General features: G+C 45.9%; 18 protein-coding genes. 6 read left to right on the top strand and 12 right to left on the bottom strand.

Annotated elements, in window-relative coordinates; all coding sequences use genetic code 11:
* Nucleotides 1–160: 160 nt before the first annotated feature.
* The 3 genes from QUA70_RS03700 to QUA70_RS03690 all read right to left on the bottom strand — a co-directional run bounded on the left by QUA70_RS03700 (nucleotide 161) and on the right by QUA70_RS03690 (nucleotide 1,451).
* Nucleotides 161–898, bottom strand: coding sequence for a response regulator transcription factor (locus tag QUA70_RS03700; RefSeq protein ID WP_333345057.1), 738 nt, complete (start codon nucleotides 896–898; stop codon nucleotides 161–163).
* 118 nt (nucleotides 899–1,016) lie between these two features.
* Nucleotides 1,017–1,175: a hypothetical protein gene (locus QUA70_RS03695; protein WP_333324642.1), complete on the bottom strand. Its 159-nt coding sequence runs from the start codon at nucleotides 1,173–1,175 to the stop codon at nucleotides 1,017–1,019.
* A 123-nt stretch (nucleotides 1,176–1,298) separates the two neighbouring features.
* Nucleotides 1,299–1,451 carry a hypothetical protein gene (locus tag QUA70_RS03690; RefSeq protein WP_333345055.1) on the bottom strand — a complete coding sequence of 51 codons (153 nt, stop codon included), beginning with the start codon at nucleotides 1,449–1,451 and terminating at the stop codon, nucleotides 1,299–1,301.
* Between QUA70_RS03690 and QUA70_RS03685 the strand changes: the two genes are divergently transcribed.
* Nucleotides 1,440–2,186, top strand: coding sequence for a creatininase family protein (locus QUA70_RS03685; RefSeq protein ID WP_333345052.1), 747 nt, complete (start codon nucleotides 1,440–1,442; stop codon nucleotides 2,184–2,186). The genes QUA70_RS03690 and QUA70_RS03685 overlap by 12 nt on opposite strands.
* A 153-nt stretch (nucleotides 2,187–2,339) precedes the next feature.
* Here the strand turns inward: QUA70_RS03685 and ndk are convergent, their stop codons facing one another.
* Nucleotides 2,340–2,789, bottom strand: coding sequence for a nucleoside-diphosphate kinase (gene ndk, locus QUA70_RS03680; RefSeq protein WP_333324638.1), 450 nt, complete (start codon nucleotides 2,787–2,789; stop codon nucleotides 2,340–2,342).
* Nucleotides 2,790–3,428: 639 nt separating this feature from the next.
* Here ndk and QUA70_RS03675 point away from each other — a divergent pair.
* Nucleotides 3,429–4,187, top strand: a complete 759-nt coding sequence (locus tag QUA70_RS03675) for a hypothetical protein (protein ID WP_333345050.1) — start codon at nucleotides 3,429–3,431, stop codon at nucleotides 4,185–4,187.
* Between the two features lies 1 nt (nucleotide 4,188).
* Here the strand turns inward: QUA70_RS03675 and proB are convergent, their stop codons facing one another.
* From proB to QUA70_RS03640, 7 genes are all read right to left on the bottom strand, one after another.
* Nucleotides 4,189–5,298: a glutamate 5-kinase gene (gene proB, locus QUA70_RS03670; protein WP_333324634.1), complete on the bottom strand. Its 1,110-nt coding sequence runs from the start codon at nucleotides 5,296–5,298 to the stop codon at nucleotides 4,189–4,191.
* Between the two features lie 10 nt (nucleotides 5,299–5,308).
* Entirely contained in the window at nucleotides 5,309–5,830 is a 522-nt protein-coding gene (locus tag QUA70_RS03665; RefSeq protein WP_333324632.1) for a YqeG family HAD IIIA-type phosphatase, read from the bottom strand.
* A gap of 149 nt (nucleotides 5,831–5,979) precedes the next feature.
* The gene (mltG, locus tag QUA70_RS03660; protein WP_333324630.1) at nucleotides 5,980–7,104 is read right to left on the bottom strand and encodes an endolytic transglycosylase MltG; all 1,125 of its coding nucleotides are present in this window, start codon (nucleotides 7,102–7,104) and stop codon (nucleotides 5,980–5,982) included.
* Between the two features lie 247 nt (nucleotides 7,105–7,351).
* Nucleotides 7,352–7,930, bottom strand: a complete 579-nt coding sequence (locus QUA70_RS03655; protein ID WP_333324628.1) for a DUF3727 domain-containing protein — start codon at nucleotides 7,928–7,930, stop codon at nucleotides 7,352–7,354.
* Between the two features lie 313 nt (nucleotides 7,931–8,243).
* Nucleotides 8,244–8,705: a Holliday junction resolvase RuvX gene (gene ruvX / locus QUA70_RS03650; protein ID WP_333324626.1), complete on the bottom strand. Its 462-nt coding sequence runs from the start codon at nucleotides 8,703–8,705 to the stop codon at nucleotides 8,244–8,246.
* Between the two features lie 263 nt (nucleotides 8,706–8,968).
* On the bottom strand, nucleotides 8,969–10,300 hold the full coding sequence (locus QUA70_RS03645; protein WP_333324624.1) for a GNAT family N-acetyltransferase: 1,332 nt from the start codon (nucleotides 10,298–10,300) through the stop codon (nucleotides 8,969–8,971).
* Between the two features lie 192 nt (nucleotides 10,301–10,492).
* Entirely contained in the window at nucleotides 10,493–11,674 is a 1,182-nt protein-coding gene (locus QUA70_RS03640) for a F420-0:Gamma-glutamyl ligase (RefSeq protein WP_333345048.1), read from the bottom strand.
* 770 nt (nucleotides 11,675–12,444) lie between these two features.
* On the opposite strand from QUA70_RS03640, the gene QUA70_RS03635 reads away from it, so the two are divergent.
* Together QUA70_RS03635 and QUA70_RS03630 are read left to right on the top strand one after the other, a co-directional pair.
* Nucleotides 12,445–13,770 carry a hypothetical protein gene (locus QUA70_RS03635; protein WP_333324620.1) on the top strand — a complete coding sequence of 442 codons (1,326 nt, stop codon included), beginning with the start codon at nucleotides 12,445–12,447 and terminating at the stop codon, nucleotides 13,768–13,770.
* 323 nt (nucleotides 13,771–14,093) lie between these two features.
* Nucleotides 14,094–14,243, top strand: coding sequence for a hypothetical protein (locus QUA70_RS03630; RefSeq protein ID WP_333324618.1), 150 nt, complete (start codon nucleotides 14,094–14,096; stop codon nucleotides 14,241–14,243).
* 55 nt (nucleotides 14,244–14,298) lie between these two features.
* Here QUA70_RS03630 and QUA70_RS03625 read toward each other — a convergent pair whose 3' ends face one another.
* Nucleotides 14,299–15,039 carry an SIMPL domain-containing protein gene (locus QUA70_RS03625; RefSeq protein ID WP_333324617.1) on the bottom strand — a complete coding sequence of 247 codons (741 nt, stop codon included), beginning with the start codon at nucleotides 15,037–15,039 and terminating at the stop codon, nucleotides 14,299–14,301.
* Between the two features lie 202 nt (nucleotides 15,040–15,241).
* On the opposite strand from QUA70_RS03625, the gene QUA70_RS03620 reads away from it, so the two are divergent.
* Nucleotides 15,242–15,625 carry a YkvA family protein gene (locus tag QUA70_RS03620; protein WP_333324615.1) on the top strand — a complete coding sequence of 128 codons (384 nt, stop codon included), beginning with the start codon at nucleotides 15,242–15,244 and terminating at the stop codon, nucleotides 15,623–15,625.
* A 209-nt stretch (nucleotides 15,626–15,834) separates the two neighbouring features.
* Complete coding sequence (pcrA, locus tag QUA70_RS03615; RefSeq protein WP_333345047.1) at nucleotides 15,835–18,183, top strand: DNA helicase PcrA; 2,349 nt, start codon at nucleotides 15,835–15,837, stop codon at nucleotides 18,181–18,183.
* Nucleotides 18,184–18,214 lie beyond the last annotated feature (31 nt).

Genomic DNA, 18,214 nt, shown 5'->3' with positions numbered 1-18,214 from the left:
CAAAACTTATATTGCCGAGGAGAACTCGAATTCACTCATCTTTCTAAATGCTGTTTTCTCACTTTTTCAGCAAGCCCTACATAGACAAATAAGGACACAAGAATGTTGTGTCCCTACGTTTATTCGACGGCAACTTGCAACCCTACAACTGATTAAAAAATTAACCAAATCGATAGCCGAACCCACGTACCGTAATGATATATTCCGGTTGGCCCGGATCTATTTCCAACTTTTCCCGCAGCCAGCGGATGTGCACGTCAACTGTTTTGCTGTCTCCGATAAAATCTTGACCCCAAATTTTTTCCAGCAACTGATCACGAGACCAAACTCGCCGGGGATAACTCATAAATAGTTCTAGTAAGCGAAACTGTTTAGGAGAAAATTTCACTTCCAGACCGCGAACCAACACGCGGCACTCTTCAGGATACAGAGTTATGCTCTTATATTGCAGCATCATCGGTTGTCGCAACTGACCGAGGCGCTGGCGCCGCATCAGCGCCCGACAGCGAGCGATAAACTCCCGCATTCCAAAAGGCTTGGTCAGATAATCATCCGATCCGGCTTCTAGATAAAAAGCGCAATTGTTGGCACTTCCTCTAGCACCGATAATCAAAATAGGGACGGGATTTCCTTGATGCCGTAACATTCGACACAGATCCAAACCGTTGATTGAATCCATAATTAACAGGTTAAAGGCAAATTCACTCTGGTATGAAGAAGCCTGCACAGAAGGCAGAGCGTTGCGCCCGTCGCTAGTAACCACCACCTCATAGCCCTGTTCTTTAAGGGCTAAAGCTAGCATTTCCCGCAACAGGTCTTCACCTTCCAATAACAAGATACGGCCGGCTTGTCCAACAGCCAACCTTGAAGGACTTTCGCTTAATTCAGCAGAAGACATAAATATCAGTGGGAGTGATGTTTGTATGTGGCTAGCGCGAGGTACCTTCTTCAGTAGCTGAGGCACTCTCGCGCTGCGATCGCTTGTACGATCGCCATTTGATTGATTGATTGATCGCTTAGAATCTTTCGCCAGTCCACCCCACAGACACGCGCTCGACCTTTGCTACTTGCTCGTGTAAGGAATACAGCCGTAGAGCAGTTGCCGGAACCGCGCTGTCTGCCTGCGTCCAGGACTCAGAAGTCTGGTCATTTTTCGGGGTCGGTGTTAATTTCATAAAACATTGCCCGCTGTTAATTGACCACGTAACACCCAATCTAGAGGGATATGGTTGTTATACTACTCTTAAAAGGTTATTAAAAGGTAAAGTTTTGATTATCAAGTGGTTAAATTATTAACGTTAAGTAATATAACGGTAAAGGTGCGATCGCACTGTAGAGCTTTTTTTAAGAATACAATAATAAGTTTGCCGAAATTCCTTTTTCTTCCCGTGCCCGCTACGATCGACGATAGCAAGTAAAAATTCTGTAGACTGCCTATCATGTTGCTGCATTTGAGTACCTGGCCCGAGGTAGAAGCTTATCTCGAAAGCTCCCGAGGCATAATTATCCCGATCGGCTCCACCGAACAGCACGGGCCCACCGGCTTGATCGGGACTGACGCCATTGCTGCGAGTGCGATCGCCCGCGGTGTCGGCGAAGCTGCCAATGCCTTAATCGGCCCGACAATTAATGTAGGGATGGCTTTGCACCACACCAGCTTTCCCGGCACAATCAGCCTCCGACCGCAGACGCTGATACTCGTAATCAGAGATTATATCACATCTTTGGCAAAAGCTGGATTTGAGAAATATTTCTTCATCAACGGTCACGGCGGCAACATTGCGACGATGAAAGCAGCATTTTCCGAGACATACGCGCATTTGTCTGACTTAAATTTACCGAATGCCGAAAGAATCCAGTGTCAAATCGGCAACTGGTTCATGTGCGGTTCAGTGTACAAACTAGCAAAAGAATTATACGGAAACCAAGAAGGTTCCCACGCCACCCCCAGCGAAATCGCCTTAACCCAGTACCTTTATCCAGAAGCAATCAAGCAAGCTCCGCTTTCGGAAGAAGTCGCTTCCGGGCACAAAATTTACGGTGCTACTGACTTCCGCCGCCGATTTCCCGACGGGAGAATGGGTTCAAATCCCGGCTTAGCAACCCCTGAACACGGTCAGCAGTTTTACGAATTAGCAGTCAAAGAATTGACTAATAATTATTTGGAGTTTTTAAGTTCTGATTAACATTTTTTCTTCTCGTTACTAGCAATAGCTTGGTAAGGAGTAAAAATGTCAAACTCTTCTATATTTTACAGTTATGAGTGAGTCCGCGATAGGAGAGTTCATCTGTTTGAGAAATGCTATATCTCCCGATTAACCATCGGGAGAATATCAAAACTATTCCACAATCCAAGGAGTTAAACAAGGTGTCCAAGCACTCAATTCTTCTTCCTTGAACCAAAGGCTAATTTCCGCATGGGCAGTTTCCACAGCATCAGAACCATGAATAATATTGCGACCCACATTCACCGCCAAATCGCCGCGAATTGTCCCCGGTTCTGAATTCAGAGGATTTGTTGCGCCAATCATTTTCCTCGCCGAGGCCACAACGCCGTCGCCTTCCCACACCATCGCCACCATCGGCCCGGAAGTGATGAAGTCTACCAGTCCCGCAAAAAAGGGTCTTTCTTTATGTACGCCATAATGCTGTTCGGCAAGTTCGCGACTCGCCGTGATTAGCTTCATGCCAACTAGCTTAAAGCCTTTGGCTTCAAAACGACCGATAATTTCGCCGACGAGTCCGCGCTGTACGCCATCGGGCTTAATCGCTAAAAAAGTCCGTTCCAAGATTAACTCCTATAATTGTGTGAACTGATCCAAAAGATAGAGTAACTCAGAACGCACCTAAAGGCAATTCTGGGAATGGGAAATTGTCATTTTGAGACTTATGGCCGAAGGAAGAAGGAAGAAGGAATAAGAAGAGGGAAGAGGAAAGAGGGAAGAAGCAATAAAAGCAAGGGTTAAAGAAACCCGGTTTCTACGAGAAATCTGGGTTTAGCAGCGAGGAATCTGCGAAGAAACCGGGTTTCTAGACCCCTATGTGTCTAGGAGTGATTTGCATGGCTCCCCTGGATTTTGTAAAAAGCATTTTTTAGGAGTGCGAGCAGGATGCTCACTTGTCCTAGATAAGCTAATCAGCCTTTAAATTAGCTGTAAATAAATAATCCAACTCTTGTAGGGTGGCTTTGAGCAACGCCCGAAATATGCAATGTAAATGTAGAACAGTTTATCTCTAGCGAGCAAGATGCTCAAACTTCTGGCACAATATGATACAAGTCACAATTTCCTGTGACTGCCAACACTCTTACCTATGATGTTAAATACAAATATGTATGATAATAAACACAATTATTTATGGTCGAAAATATAGATAATTAACAGATGTATGAAGATTATCTTGACAGTAACCATTCAGGCGAAAAAAGTATGAAAGGCATTGTAGCATTCATTGAACCTAAAAAGCAAGAATTTGCCAAATTGCCATTGTTTGACTTTCTAGCCAATAAACACATTCACGCGAATCAACGACTAATTTTTGCACCTGTACTCGCTCCTTTAGCTGTGGGATTGAGTGATTTAAATAAATATGTACTGCGAGAATCTTCTAGTAATAACAAAGTTCAAGAACTAATTAATAAATATACTTATAAAAAAAACTATTACTGGCACGACTATCTAGAATACCTAGAGGAACTAGGCTTAAACCAATTAATGAGTTACGGCGACTTCAGACTGCTTTGGGGTGAAGAAACTAAAAAAACTCGATCGCTCTGTTCAGTGCTCGAACGCTACGCTTGGAAAGCTTCTCCTATTCAGAAGCTGGTGTTAGTGGAAGTCCTCGAAGGAACTGCCCAAGTGTTTTTTGAAGCGGCGCTAGCAGTGGTAATGGAATTACAGCAAATTACCCAAAAAGAATATGTTGATTTTGGAGGAGGTTATGGGGGTTTAGAAAATTATCACCTTTTAAACACGCCAGAGATGTTGGAAGTTTTAGGAGAGATAAAACTTACTAATGGGGAATGCCAAGCAGCTTTAGAATTAGCACAAAATGTATTTGAACTGTTTACAGAAGCGATGAACGAGCTGTTCCGACACAGCCAAACAAATTCTTGCAAGACTGTGCTGCAAATATCTTCAATTTCTGCCTTCGCTCATTGCCCGATCGACTGTCTCGATATTTGTTAGTTTAAACAATTACTAAATTATCTCGGTGTACCGCCGTTTCTACGCCTGCATAGCCTAAAATCTCAGCAATTTTCTCTGACTTGCAGCCCTGGATTTGTCTCAATTCTAAACTGCTATAATTCACAAGTCCTCTAGCAATTTGCTTGCCGGCTGCATCGCACAACTGCACGGAATCATCAGCTTGAAATTCTCCTTCAACTTGAGCAATACCCGCAGCTAAAAGCGATTTTCCGCCGTGGGAAATTGCTTTGACAGCACCCGCATCTAAATATAGTTTTCCTGCCGGAATTAGCACGTTAGCTATCCAGTGTTTGCGAGCGTTTACAGGGCGCGGTTGAGGCTCGAATTGAGTACCGATCGACTCTCCGTTCAGTATTTTCTCGATATTACCAGGAAAGCAGCCGTCAGTGATGACAGTCCGCACTCCCGATGCAGTTGCTATTCTCGCCGCTTCAATTTTTGTCACCATTCCGCCGGTTCCCCAGCCGCTGCGGGAATCTCCTGTTTGCACCTGAAATTCTGTGAGCTGTGCCATACTTTGGACTAGGGCGATCGGCTGCGCGTCGGGATTGCTGCGGGGATCGGCGGAATACAGCCGATCGACATCTGTGAGAACAAACAACCAATCTGCTTCTACCAAACTCGCTACTAGCGCCGAAAGCGTGTCGTTATCGCCAAATTTGAGCTCGTCTACCGCCACAGTATCGTTTTCATTGACGATCGGAATCACGCCCAATCTGAGCAGTTGCTGAAAAGTATTGTAAGCGTTAACATAACCGTTACGCTGCACTAAATCGCCCCTGGTGAGCAATACTTGAGCGATCGGCTGTTGTAGAGTAGTAAACAAGTCATCGTACACCCGCATCAGCCGCCCTTGGCCCACGGCCGCCACAGCCTGTTTCAGAGCGATATTTCGCGGGCGTTCCGTCAAGCCCAAGCGCGCGCAGCCCACCCCAACCGCACCCGAAGAAACCAAAACTACTCGATGGCCTTGCTGCCGCAAATCAGCTAAAATTTCGACTAATGCAGCAATAGTTGAAAGAGCTAAGTTTCCGGTAGTCGATCGAGTCAGAGTCGAAGTTCCAATTTTAACAACAATAGTTTTACTCATTTAAATCTTTCTACTTTCTGCTATCAAGAGAAGCCCCCAAAACTTGAGAAACCCAAACTTCAAAAGAGCGCACCGGATACTTGCGAAGCGCATACCCAGCATCAACCATTGGTTCCACTAAAATAGTGAACATACCCAAACGATTGCCAGCTAAAACATCAGTAAAAAGTCGATCGCCCACCATCGCCACCTGTTCCACCGGCAAATTCATCGCCGTCACTGCTGTTCGCAACTTGCGGCGCGACGGTTTAGCAGCACCCGTGATGTAAGGTAGATTCAAAGAATCAGCAATTCGACCGATCCGATTTTGACTTAAATTATTGCTTGCCAACCATAGCGATACCACGGGTTTAATTTCTTGCACCCACAAGCTGAGTTCAGGAGAAGCATTCATTGCCGTAATGGGAACAAGAGTTTCGTCCACATCCAACACTAATCCTTTTATCTGATATTTCTGCAGAATATCAGCCGTTAACTTCATGACAGAATCGCCTAGAACTAAGTCAGGCTGTAGTAATTTACCCCAAGTCATAATGATTTTAGATTTTAGATTTTAGATTTTAGATTGAGAAATAAGAAATTGGGAGTTAAAGATTGAAAAAGTAAAAAATCAAAAGTTAATAATTATGGCTTTTCCTTTGTTACTTTTGACTTTTTACTTTTTTATTAGTCATTGCCAATCTATGGATTCAATCGTAACTGCTGCTCAACTTTAGCAATAGCAGCATCGTGTTCCGTCTGCGTGCGACTAAAAATGTGAGTGCCGTCGTATCGAGCCATAAAATACAGGTATTCTGTATTTTCCGGAGTCAGAGTCGCTTCCAGACTTGCTATTCCCGGAGATGCGATCGGAGTTGGGGGTAGTCCTGGATTTATATAAGTATTGTAAGGAGAAGGCGTTTCTACTTGCTTAAAAGTCAGAGGCTTTTCCTTAGTTTGCCTGATGCCGAGAGCGTATTCAACTGTCGGGTCAGATCCCAACGTCATACCCTTTTTCAGACGGTTGTTGAACACTCCAGAAATACGATTGCGCTCGGAAGCAACCACAGCTTCTTTTTCTACAATACTCGCCAGCGTCACCCACTCTTTCAAATCCAGATTAGTATTCTTCTGATTTTTTTGATATATCGGCAAAGCCAACTGCTCGAAACGATCGAGCATTTGCTTGATGACAGCTTCCGGGCTAATTGCATCACCGTCTAGCTGATAAGTATCCGGGTACAAAAACCCTTCCAAATGAGGCAGGCCACTCGGTAGCCAAGGGTACTGAGCGTAGGGAACTTGACTCGCCACCGCCATAAAATCCTTAGCCGGAAAAAAACCTTGCGCTTCAAAATAAGCGCTCATTTGTTGCAGCGACCACCCTTCTGGAATCGTGAAACTCTGCTGTGCGACTTCGCCCTTCCAAATTTTCTCAGCAACTGCACTCAGAGGCTGAGTCGGCGACAGTTGGTAAGTTCCTGCTTGAAAACCTCCCTCGCGGTTTTGCAGAGTCAGCCAGCGGGCCCACATATTCCATGCCGAACTCGATCGAATCAACCCCGCAGCCTCTAAATCCCGGCCAATTTTTTGACTTGGAGTACCCTCCGGGATTTGGATCGAAACAGCAGCATCCTCTCCGGGGGAAGTTGACGTTTCAGCTATTTTAGGCGGCGCCGAAGCCCAGCTCCACCAAGCCCAGCCTTGCCAAGCGCAAACCCCCCAGATTGCCGGCAGCAACGCCAGATAAAACAACCATTTAGAGACTTGCGGAGTACCTTTTCGGCCCTCGCGCGCCCTGCCTTTTGTCATTTGTTCTTTATTCATAGTCCGTTGTCCTGGATAAGTGGCGGTTAACTAGCGACTAATGACTGATGACCTGCGATTGATGACCGAAAAGTTACGAATACAAGCCCTTTAAAAGACCCAATTCACGCGGCCCAATTCAAAAGCCCGATCGCGAAGGCCGAAGCGGCCACCTCGAAAAAGTTCGATCGGGCGAGCAGTTTACTTTTTTATAAAATAGTAAAAAATTCTGCTTTTTGCCATCAGGGCTTGTGCCTGCCATTAATATCTAATCAAGCTCGTCAAAGAACTGGTCTTCCAGCATAGGTAACATCGGTTCCAGCCTTTGGAACTCTTCTTCCGAGAGCAATTCTGGCTTGCCGTCATCATCCATTCTAGCCAAGATAAAGAACGGGTCTAGAGGCGTATAAATTGCATATTCCTGTTCTTCGTGGTAGAAACTGGTCAGCCACATGAGCTCCTCGAACTCCGACTCCTCATCTGGATCGACATCAGATGCCATATCCTCTTCGGGAAATTCCGGCAATTCGCCAACCACAGTCAGCGTCACCGCTGTGCGTCGGAGCGTCAAGTTCTGCTCTTGCAGGACAACTTTAGCAGTCTCAAAAATTTTGTCAATTTCGGTCTCGTCTTCTACAGGAATTGCTGCTTCGTCGTTATCGTCTCCGTGCCAGGTAAAAATTTCTACTGGCGAGTCAATTGGCAGCAGCAAAGCGTATTCTTGACCTTCGAGATTCATAGAATATTCTATGTTGCAAGTCAGCGATCGCCCAACTTCATCCGTCAGGGTGACGGACTCTTCGTTGGAATTGCCATTCTCTTTTTTGCGGTATGGGGATGAGGACATCGCGTGTATCTTAGTTTTCCGTCAATAATTCAGTAACGTTGGCTTGACAATTGGGAATTTTCGTGGCGATATTCTGGCTAAGTGGGCAATCGCCAGTTCACAAGCTTAAACCGCGAGACTCGCGGCTTTTTCCACAGGCGAGGAGTGCAGCGTTTAAATCTCAGTCGAGTCAGCAAGCGACACTGAGGACAAATCACGATTTTGTGCTTCTTTAGTACCGAGGGTACAGCAGAATTTTCTCCAGTTTGTCAAGGGTTACAGGTGTGCGTAGCAAACTTGCACAACCAGGATATCACGCCTCTGTTACAAGCTATCAAGGATTGGGAAGGGCGGAGATATTTTGCCTTCGCTCGTCTAGCCACTCCTGCAAAATCAGGGCTGCTGCTTTGCGATCGATCGAACCCTTATTATTTTGCGACGGCGAAATCCCTGAAGCTTTCATCAATTCCTCTGCCTCAACCGAAGTCAGGCGCTCGTCCACGTATTCTAGGGGGAGCTCTAAGGCTGCGGCGATGCGATTCGCATATTTCTGCACCTGTCGGGCTTGAGCGCCCAATTCTCCGCTCAGGGAGTAGGGCAAGCCTGCAACCAAAATTTGCACTCTCCGCTCACAGACGATCTCTCGGAGATAAGCTACGTCTCGATCGAAGGACGATCGTACCAGTGTTGTAATGCCCGTAGCTATTAAACCCGTGCCGTCACACCCGGCGATGCCGACTCGTTTGAGGCCGATATCTAATCCCAGTGCTGAAATCCATAATTTATCCTTGGACATTATCAATCAAGCAATTTTAGATTTTAGATTTTAGATTTTAGATTTACTGTTTTTTTGCGGAAATAATCTTATTTAACGAACCGCGAAGACGCTAAGGACGCGAAGGAATAAGAGAAGAAAGTAAGAAGAAGATAGGTAATCTTAAGTTGATATCAATCAAAAGCAGAAGGGGTATTTTGGAATTATGACCGAAAAAATGAACTTTTTGGATGATTAATTCTATTTTTTTCTGTCTTCTACCTTTTACCTTCTGCTTTCAATTATTAAGAATTGAGTTCTCCGGGCCAGCCACCGTCTAGAGGCAACTCTGGCAGATTTAAAGGCAAAATGCTGCTGCCATCAGTTGCTGCTGATTCGGAATTTTGGCCACCCAAGGGGTTAACTTGATTCGTTTGGCTGTTTCCTGAGTCAGCCAACAGAGGTTTAATCTCACAGGACGGGTGCCCTGCTGTTGCTTCCCCAGCGATCGGGCCGAGCCAGGACATCCGGCCCGGTACGGGTTTGCGAGTTGGCTGGAAACTTTGCAACATTTCTGATAGCTGGAGTCCCTCGAGAGAGACCAACTTGGACTCGCGCAATTTGTGCCACACCGATCGAGACATCAGCAAACTGTGTTCCACGCGCACTGCTCCAAATTGCTCTAAATAAGCTTCCCGTTCCGGCTGATAGTCAGCGGAAGCCAGTTGCAGGCTTTGAAGTGGGAAATCTTGAACGAGGCGCGCCATCTGAGACAGCAGTTCTGGGTAAAGCCAAGTGTAGGCCGGGTGTACGGTCAACTGGGCGACGTGCGGTTGCTGGCCGTTGCGGGATAGCTGCACCTGAAAATAGCCGATCGCGGCTTTGCGCTGCGGTTCAAATACGTAACCGCTAACTACTTCTGTTTTGCCCAGCCACTGTCTGACACCTTCGATTAAAGCGCCGAAAAAACTGGTTTTGAAATCTTGAATGTGGCGATCGAATACTTGGCGCACCAGCGGCGGCATAGACGCGGTATCCAGTTGATAGAGCAACTGAGCGTCGGCGTTGCTGACCGGCAGCAGGTTGGGCAAATCTGGGGTCGAGTTGGCCATTTCTTGCAGGCGTTCTGGGGCGATCGTCCAGTAAGTCATCTGGGCCAAAGGCTGAAACCCGTTTTGCCGATACAAAGCCAGGGAAGTTGTGTCGCCGACATTCACTTCCAACAGCCATGTCCGCGCCTCCCAGACTGCCTCAAAGCAGTAGCGCAGCAGCATTGAACCAATTCCTTTGCTGCGGGCTTCCGGGTCTACTCCTATGCGATCGATCCGCCAAGTGCTGCGGGTGCGGTTGAAAGGAGAAATCTGAATTATGCCCTTAACAGTCCCCTCTTCTTCGGCAACGTGGGCCCGGAACAGAGACTGACAAGGGTTGGGAAACAAGCTAAAAATCTTTAGCAGTCCGTACCAGCGGCGAATCTGCTGCAACTTTCTACCTAGTACCAAGTCGCAGCTTGCGCCCTTGCGATTTTCTGGCTCTTCGGCTGTTTCCGCGCACAGTTGTTCCATCACCTCGATGTCGCGATACTGAAACGGGCGAATCACAACCTGGTTTTGGTTTTGGGAGGGAAATGAAGTCATAGCATAAAAGTGGAGAATGGAAATTTAAAAATAAAAATTCAGAAAGGGGAAGAGTTTAGATAAGTTTTGAGTTTTGAATGGGTAAATTTTGAGTTCAAAACTTATAACTTTTGATTCTTCTCCCTTTCTTGGTCGATCGAAAATTAAAAATTGCAAATCATCTTTTTGAATTTTTAATTTTCAGTTTTCAACTCAAGATTTTTGTGGTAGAGGTCGAATTACAACGACCGGTGTTCGCTCGTCACCATTCCCGGCGGGGTTGCTTCGTAAGGCTTGCTCTAAGAATGTTACCGATAAATCGGAGGTCGCTGCTAATATCTTAACTGCTTTCAAGTCATTAGCGTCTACGATCGCCGCGGCAAGTCCGGTTTCTCGTTGAATTTCTTCTACAACTTGCTGGGGATTGTCTGGGCCGAGGACAATAAATTGGTCGAAGGGAGGCAAAGTCCCGGTAACGTCGTCGATCAGCCTGGCTTGTTCCCCTGCTAGCTGGTAAAAAACTCCCGGTTTACCAAATATTTTAGCCACAGCGCCGATCGCAAATGCCGCTACTACGCGCCAAGGGCCGACTACATCAACCAACGTCTGCATTCCGCAAGCCGTGGCCAAACTCGACGTGGGCAAGAAAAACAAACACACTCGCTTTGCCGCCCATCCTGGTTTGACTTCGCTGGGATGGCGATAGCGTCCCTGCATCAAAGCTAGGGGAGTTTCTGCCAGGGCGACCATATCGCCTTTCTGGGCGCGCGGCAACACGTACCGCTTGACAATTTCGACGGGATTGTCCAGTTCTGCCAGTATGTGAGTGCGAATCGGCAAGACTTCTGCCACTCCGACATTTCTGGCGATGGGTACGGTGTCGGAGTTGGGAAATTGCAGCGGGACTACTACGTTACGGACTTTGGGGATGCGCCCGCCTGGGCCGTAGGTGACGAAGTGTACTTGCACCCAAGCTGATTGCAATTTGGTTAAATCTTGCCCTTGAATGTCTACAGAGACTTTAATTTTCGTGTTTTTTTGGGCTTTAACAATATAGCCGAACCAGTAATCGTCTGCTCTGGCTGCTGCCTCTTTGTGGCAAGGAATCACCTTGGTCTGGGAAGTAACGCCATCTAAACTTCCGTCAGACAGAAGTTTCACCTGTGCCCGCACTTCCGGCAACATAACCTCGAACCGCTGTGTCAGGTTGCGGAACTCCATTTCCCCGACTAAAAGATAGCGGTTGGGTTCGGAGATGGCTAAGTGCCATTCTCCGGCTGTTAGTTCTAGTTTATTTGCATTTCCAGTCCGGCGATAGTTCAACTCTAGGCCTAACCCGCCCAATGCTAGCAGCGAACCGGCTGCTGCGACTCCTGTTGCTAAAGTCTCAATCACTCAAATCACCGCCAATAATAATTTCTGTTTACTTTAGTCGATCTCTGTCACTTTGATCGACGATCCGGTAGTAATTGAAGTTTTGGGGGTTGTTGGGGGCGATCGAACTTATGCCCAATTACACGTAAGTGCGATCGCGCGTCTGTGGCTAAAGCGGCCAAGTTGCTGTTCAAAGAGCCCGTTAGTGAGTTAGCACACTCCAACATCTGGCGTTGCTTAATCAGGGTATGAAAAAAATAAGTTGAAAATTTGAAAATCCAGAAGGTTTGTGCATACTGATTTCTATGACTTCCTTATTTAGCCTTTCCTACCGTAAATCAGCAAAGTCTACAAAACAAATCACTTAATTAAATAATTAATTATAAAATATTAATCACAATATATTTTATATCCTTTTTAAACCTGGATTTATAAGCTGTAAATCTTTTTTTTCAATAGTTATTAAGCATTTACATCGGTAACTGTAGATATTTAATAAACTTTGCTTAATTTTAGAAATAAATAGTTAATCTCTTAACAAGTCTGTATATCTGTATACATGATACATGAGTTATTTTTGGATGGCTCAGGTAAGAGTGTGCCAGATGTCCGATCGCGCGCCTCCAGCTTTTTCCAAGTAGAATGAACAGCGAGTCGCTAGCGCCGTAGCGATCAGTACCTTTGCAAATCTACTTCTTAAGTAACAGTCAAAATCTCGTTCTTGAGCAGTAGATTTTAGTTGGAAGTAAGAGTTAATCTAGTGAATGTAGTAGTAATACCGAAGGATATCTATGACAGATAATAAGCAGACTTTTAACCAGCCTGATACAAATCCTGACTTCCCGGAAAAGAAAGTTGACAATAGCGAGAACCAGCAGCTTCAGGCTCAGACTAACGAAAATGCAGAATCAACGGAAGATCAATCATCAGGCTCAGGCATTGGTGCGAGGATAGCTGGAGCTGCCGTCGGTGGTATACTCGGTGCTCGCTCTGGAGGCATTCTTGGTGCTGTAGCAGGCTCAGTTGCTGGCGCTATGATTGGTAAAGGTACTGCTGATACGGTTAACCGTGCTGTAGATAATTTAGGGGATGCAGCACACGCTGTAGCAGACGGTATTACACACACTGTAGAAGAGCTAGGGACAGTAGTAAAAGAAACTGCTGAAGATGTTAAACCATCTATCAAAGCTACAGCAGAAGCAATCAAGGAGACAGTTGAGGAAACTAAGCCTTCGATTACAGGTATAGCGGAATCTGTCAATCAGACAGTTAAGGAAGCCAAGCCTTCTGTAGTAGAAGCAGTCAAGAGTGCATCCGAAGAAGTCAAACCTACGATTAGAGAAGTAAAAGATTCAGTCAAGCAGACAGTCGAAGGTGTCAAGCCTTCTATACAAAGTGCAGCGGACTCTATTAAGAGCACTGCCGATGAAGTTAAGCCTTCTGTCAAAGCTGTAGCTCAGGAAATTGAGGGGGCCACTCAGGATCTTAGATCGACTGTAAAAGATACAGCCAAGGCAGTGGAACCGTCTATAAAAAGTGCAGCCGAATCGCTTCAGTCATCTGGCAAGAGTGCAGCCGAATCAATCAAGTCATCTGCTCAAAGCGCAGCCGAATCTGCTAAAGGTGCAGCGCAGGATGTTAAGCAGGATGTTAAGTCATCTGCCCAAAATGCAGCCGAATCTGCTAAAGGTGCAGCGCAGGATGTTAAGCAGGATGTTAAGTCATCTGCCCAAAATGCAACTCCATCTCCTCAAGGTGCAGCGCATGATTTTAAATCATCTGCCCCAAATGCAGCCGGAATTGCTAAACCTGCAGTGCCTGATTTTAGATCCTCTGCCCAAAATGCAGCCGGAGCTGCTAAAGGTGCAGCGCCTGATTTTAGATCCTCTGCTCCAAATGCAACCCCATCTCCTCAAGGTGCAGCGCATGATTTAAAGTCATCTGCCCAAAATGCAGCCGAATCTGCTAAACGTGCAGCGCACGATGTTAAGTCATCTGCCCAATATCTAGCCGAATCCGCCGCAGAGGGAAATAAGGATAGCGATATTCACATCTCCGGCAGTCCAGAACTCAAGGATCAAGTGGTCATTCATGACAAGAGAATCATTAAGGACTAGGTAAAGTAAGGGCTTAACTCCAGCTTGTTAAAGCTAGCCCTAAGAAAGTTTAATAGAGAGTGGATCTTAGAAAAGAGTCCACTCTTTTCTGTTTAGGAGGAATGCGATCGTCTAGGGTTTAACGGAGAGTCTATTTATTGAGGAACTCTCCCCCTGAAAAAGGAGAGATTGCGTTCATAGTTCATAATAGGTTGTAGCTATTTGTCGTAACTGCTCACCGCAACAAAGTTGCGGTGAGCAGTTACACTTTAATTCAGAGCGCGCCACTTAATATTTTCTTAGATAATTATGAATTTTTCCACCGACTTACTTAGAGTGAAAGTTTGTTTGGCGCTCAAATTGTTAATGCTTTGATTGTTGTGGCTCTTGGGGGCGAAGATGCGGAAATATTTGTGTTGGAACGCGAACAATTGCTCGACTACTCGCAGAAGCGGTTAAAACGGCTAAGGTTTTTTGTAGAAAAAGCTGCTTGATCAATCGAGAAATAGTTAGGGTCAAGCTGATGTGGCCAGTTCAACCCCTAACTATTTAATATCCAAATTGCAAAGTCACAGAAACTTCTACCTGCTGTTCCCCTCCCACCACAGGCGTTGTAGCCTCAGCAGCAGCAGCGCGAGCACCTGCCAATTGCCGGTACATAGGAGGCGGCGCGCTAGCACCATTGACTTGAATGCTGAGAATGTCTCCCCGCTTGAGGTTGAGGGCGCTCAAGACTGCATCCGCTTGCGATTGAGCATCTTGAGTTGCTTTTTTGAGTGCTTGTTTTTGAGCTTGTTCGATCGCACTTTCGGCGGCGGCAAAACTCACGCCGTCGATACGTGTGGCCCCGGCATTCACCGCATCGTCGAGCAAAGTGCCGGCAGATGCAGTATTAATCCTAAAAGTGACGGTATTCGTCGCCGTATAGCCCGTCAAGCGCTGTTGGTTGTTGTCGTAGTTATAAATGGGATTGAGGGTGATGCCGGCAGTTTCTAGTTTTTCGACTTGGCGCGATCGCAGCAACTCTACCACAGCGGACGATCGCCTGGCCGCTTCCTGCTGCACCTCGGCCGCCGTTTTCCCCTGCACCTCAACCCCCAGCCGCACTTCCGTTTGAGTTGTAGGAATCGTTTCCACCCCCCGCCCAGTAACAGTCAACGTTCTGATCCGCTGTTCTTGAGCCGCCACCGGATCTAATCCCACGAAAGTAACGAGAGTTAAGGTTAAACACAACGCTGTTACCAGACTACGGAAATTAATGCGATCGCGACGTTGCAAATTTGAATTCATAAACTTGATTCTCCTCACATACAACAGATGCTATACTTTACCTTCCCACTGAAATTGCTAAATATCCGGGTTGTTACATTTTTAGCAACTAAAAAAAGTATTAGTCATTAGTCATTAGTTATTAGTCATTGGTCATTAGTCATTGGTCATTAGTCATTGGTCATTAGTCATTAGTCATTGGTCATTGGTCATTAGTCATTATATGCAATGGTTAAAACAAGCTGGCCGCCGACTCAAAAAAGAGACTTACGCTGTTTATTTAGCCAGTACAGACCAGAGAGTACCTTGGTACGCCAGAATTTTAGCAGGGCTTACGGTGGCCTACGCTTTTAGCCCGATCGATTTAATTCCTGACTTCATACCAGTTCTCGGCTACTTGGACGATTTGATAATTGTACCTTTGGGAATTTGGCTGGTACTGAAGATGATTCCGCCACAGGTTTTAGCCGAGTGTCGGGAAAAAGCAGCCGCAGAAATAGAGCGGGGAAAACCGATAAATCGGGCTGCCGCTGTTGTGATTATCGCCATCTGGATTGGCTTGGGAATATTAGCAGCAATTTGGCTGACACGGATATTTAAACGTTAAAAAAAATTACCTATCTAGTTATCGTGTAGGGTGCGCGCCGAGCACATTACCTTAAACAACTCGCTTGACCCAAAAATATTTAAAGTTTAAAAAATCACCGTTCTAGTTATAATATAGGGTGCGCTACGCGCACCTTACGTTAAAAAAACTCGCGGTATCGCATACCAAGTATTATTTACCCCTTAAAAAATTAAACTAACTTTCTAGCTATGACTCAAACCACTGATTTGCTCAGCCACCTCAACCCATCTCAGCGCCAAGCAGTCGCCCATTATAACGGGCCGCTGTTAGTAGTAGCCGGCGCTGGTTCCGGCAAAACCAGAGCTCTAACTTACCGAGTTGCTAACTTAGTTCGCACCCATCGAGTCGATCCTGAAAATATTCTGGCGGTGACATTTACAAATAAAGCCGCCAGGGAGATGAAAGAAAGAATTGAGAAATTGCTGGCAACTCAGCAAGCTGAAGCGGAATATGGCAAACCTTTGGTAGACTTGACTCCGGATGTGCAGACGAAATTGCGATCGCAAATTTACCAGAGAATTACCAAACACATTTGGATGGGGACTTTTCACTCTTTGTGCGGTCGCATTCTCCGCTACGATATTGAAAAATACCAAGACGAAAAAGGCCGCCAGTGGAAGAAAAATTTTTCGATTTTTGACGAGTCAGATGCTCAAAGTCTCGTCAAGCAAATCGTCACCAAAATCCTGAACCTCGACGACAAGAAATTTGACCCGCGAAAAGTCCGCTATATCATCAGCAATGCTAAAAATAAAGGGTTGTCGCCTCAAGAATACCAAGCAGCAGAACCGGATTACAGAGGTCGTGTGATTGCCGATGTTTACAGTCGCTACCAAGACGCTTTAGCTGCCAACAATGCCCTAGATTTTGACGATTTAATCCTCGTTCCTGTTAAACTTTTGAGCCAAAATGAGGAAGTATTAAGTTACTGGCATAAAAAGTTTTGCCATATTTTAGTTGACGAATACCAAGATACAAACCGCACTCAATACGATTTGATTCGGATGCTGGTGACAAATAACGCCGACCCGAAAAAATTCGATAAATGGCAAAACCGCTCGATTTTTGTCGTGGGCGATGTCGATCAATCAATTTACAGCTTTCGGATGGCAGATTATACCATATTGCTGGAATTTCAAGAGGATTTTGGAGATGGTTTGTCAGACGATAAAACTCGGACAATGGTAAAATTAGAGGAAAATTATCGATCGCGCGAAAACATCCTGCAAGTCGCGAACCACTTGATTGAACACAATACCGAACGGATCGAGAAAATTCTGCGGCCGACTCGCGAACCGGGAGCTCCGATTGTTGTCTGGCGCGCAGACAACGAATTAGATGAAGGGGAATTTGTAGCAGGTCAAATTCATTCCTTGAAGCGCCAAAACTCCGAATACGAAAACGGCAGTAACTTTGCGATTCTCTACCGCACAAACGCTCAATCTCGATCCTTTGAAGAAGCGTTAATGCGTTTAGACATTGCCTACAATATTGTCGGTGGCCTCAAGTTTTACGATCGCAAAGAAATCAAAGATATCCTAGCATACCTGCGGACGCTTGCCAATCCCGACGATAGCGTCAGCCTCAAACGCATCATCAATACTCCCCGCCGCGGCATTGGCGATACCACATTTTCCAAAGTCGAAGACGCTGCAACTCAATTGGGCATTCCGTTGTGGGAAATCCTCAGCGATGAATCTTCTGTCAATACTCTCGCAGGGCGATCGGCAAAAGCTATTATTAAGTTTGCCGAAATGATTGGTCGTTGGCAATCGCAAGTTGAAACCCTGCCCGCTTCGCAAATTGTCCAAGGAATTATCGAAGATTCAGGCTACATTGACGATTTGAAAAATCAAGGAACCGAGGAAGCAGAAAATCGCATAGAAAACGTCAGAGAATTGTACAATGCTGTGCTGCAATTTGAAGAACAAAACGAAGAACCGACGCTGACATCATTTTTAGCAAAAGCATCTTTAGCATCCGATTTAGATGACTTGCAGGAAGAAGATTCCCGCGTGTCGCTGATGACGCTGCACTCAGCAAAAGGGTTAGAATTTCCCGTGGTATTTCTAGTCGGAATGGAACAGGGTTTATTTCCCAATTTCCGCAGTTTGGACGACCCGAAAGCGATCGAAGAAGAACGCCGTTTGTGCTACGTCGGCATCACTCGCGCCCAGGAATTGCTATTTCTCACCCACACTCGCGAACGCCGCCTCTGGGGAGGTTTCCGGGAACACTGCACCCCTTCGCTATTCTTAGGGGAATTGCCGACACATTTGCTGGCTGGAAGTGCGAAGAAAACTAAAGCCGGGAAAACGGCTGCATCTAAAGGAAAAACTAATAATTCAACAGCTAATTCCGGCAGTTCTCAACCGGCAGAGTGGAAAACAGGCGATCGGGTTTTTCATCATGCTTTTGGAGTTGGAGAAATTACTCACGTTTTGGGAGAAGGCGATAAAACTAATCTGGCAATTAAGTTTTCAGGTGTGGGCAGAAAAATCATCGATCCGAGAACAGCTAAGTTGCAGCGAGTGTAATAGAAAAGCAGAAATAAAAACAACATCAGAT

Source organism: Microcoleus sp. LAD1_D5, from assembly GCF_036702115.1.
In the GTDB taxonomy this organism is placed as follows: Bacteria; Cyanobacteriota; Cyanobacteriia; order Cyanobacteriales; family Microcoleaceae; genus Microcoleus.
The sequence above is the reverse complement of the archived record's forward strand: the minus strand, read 5'-3'. Positions and strand labels throughout refer to the sequence as shown.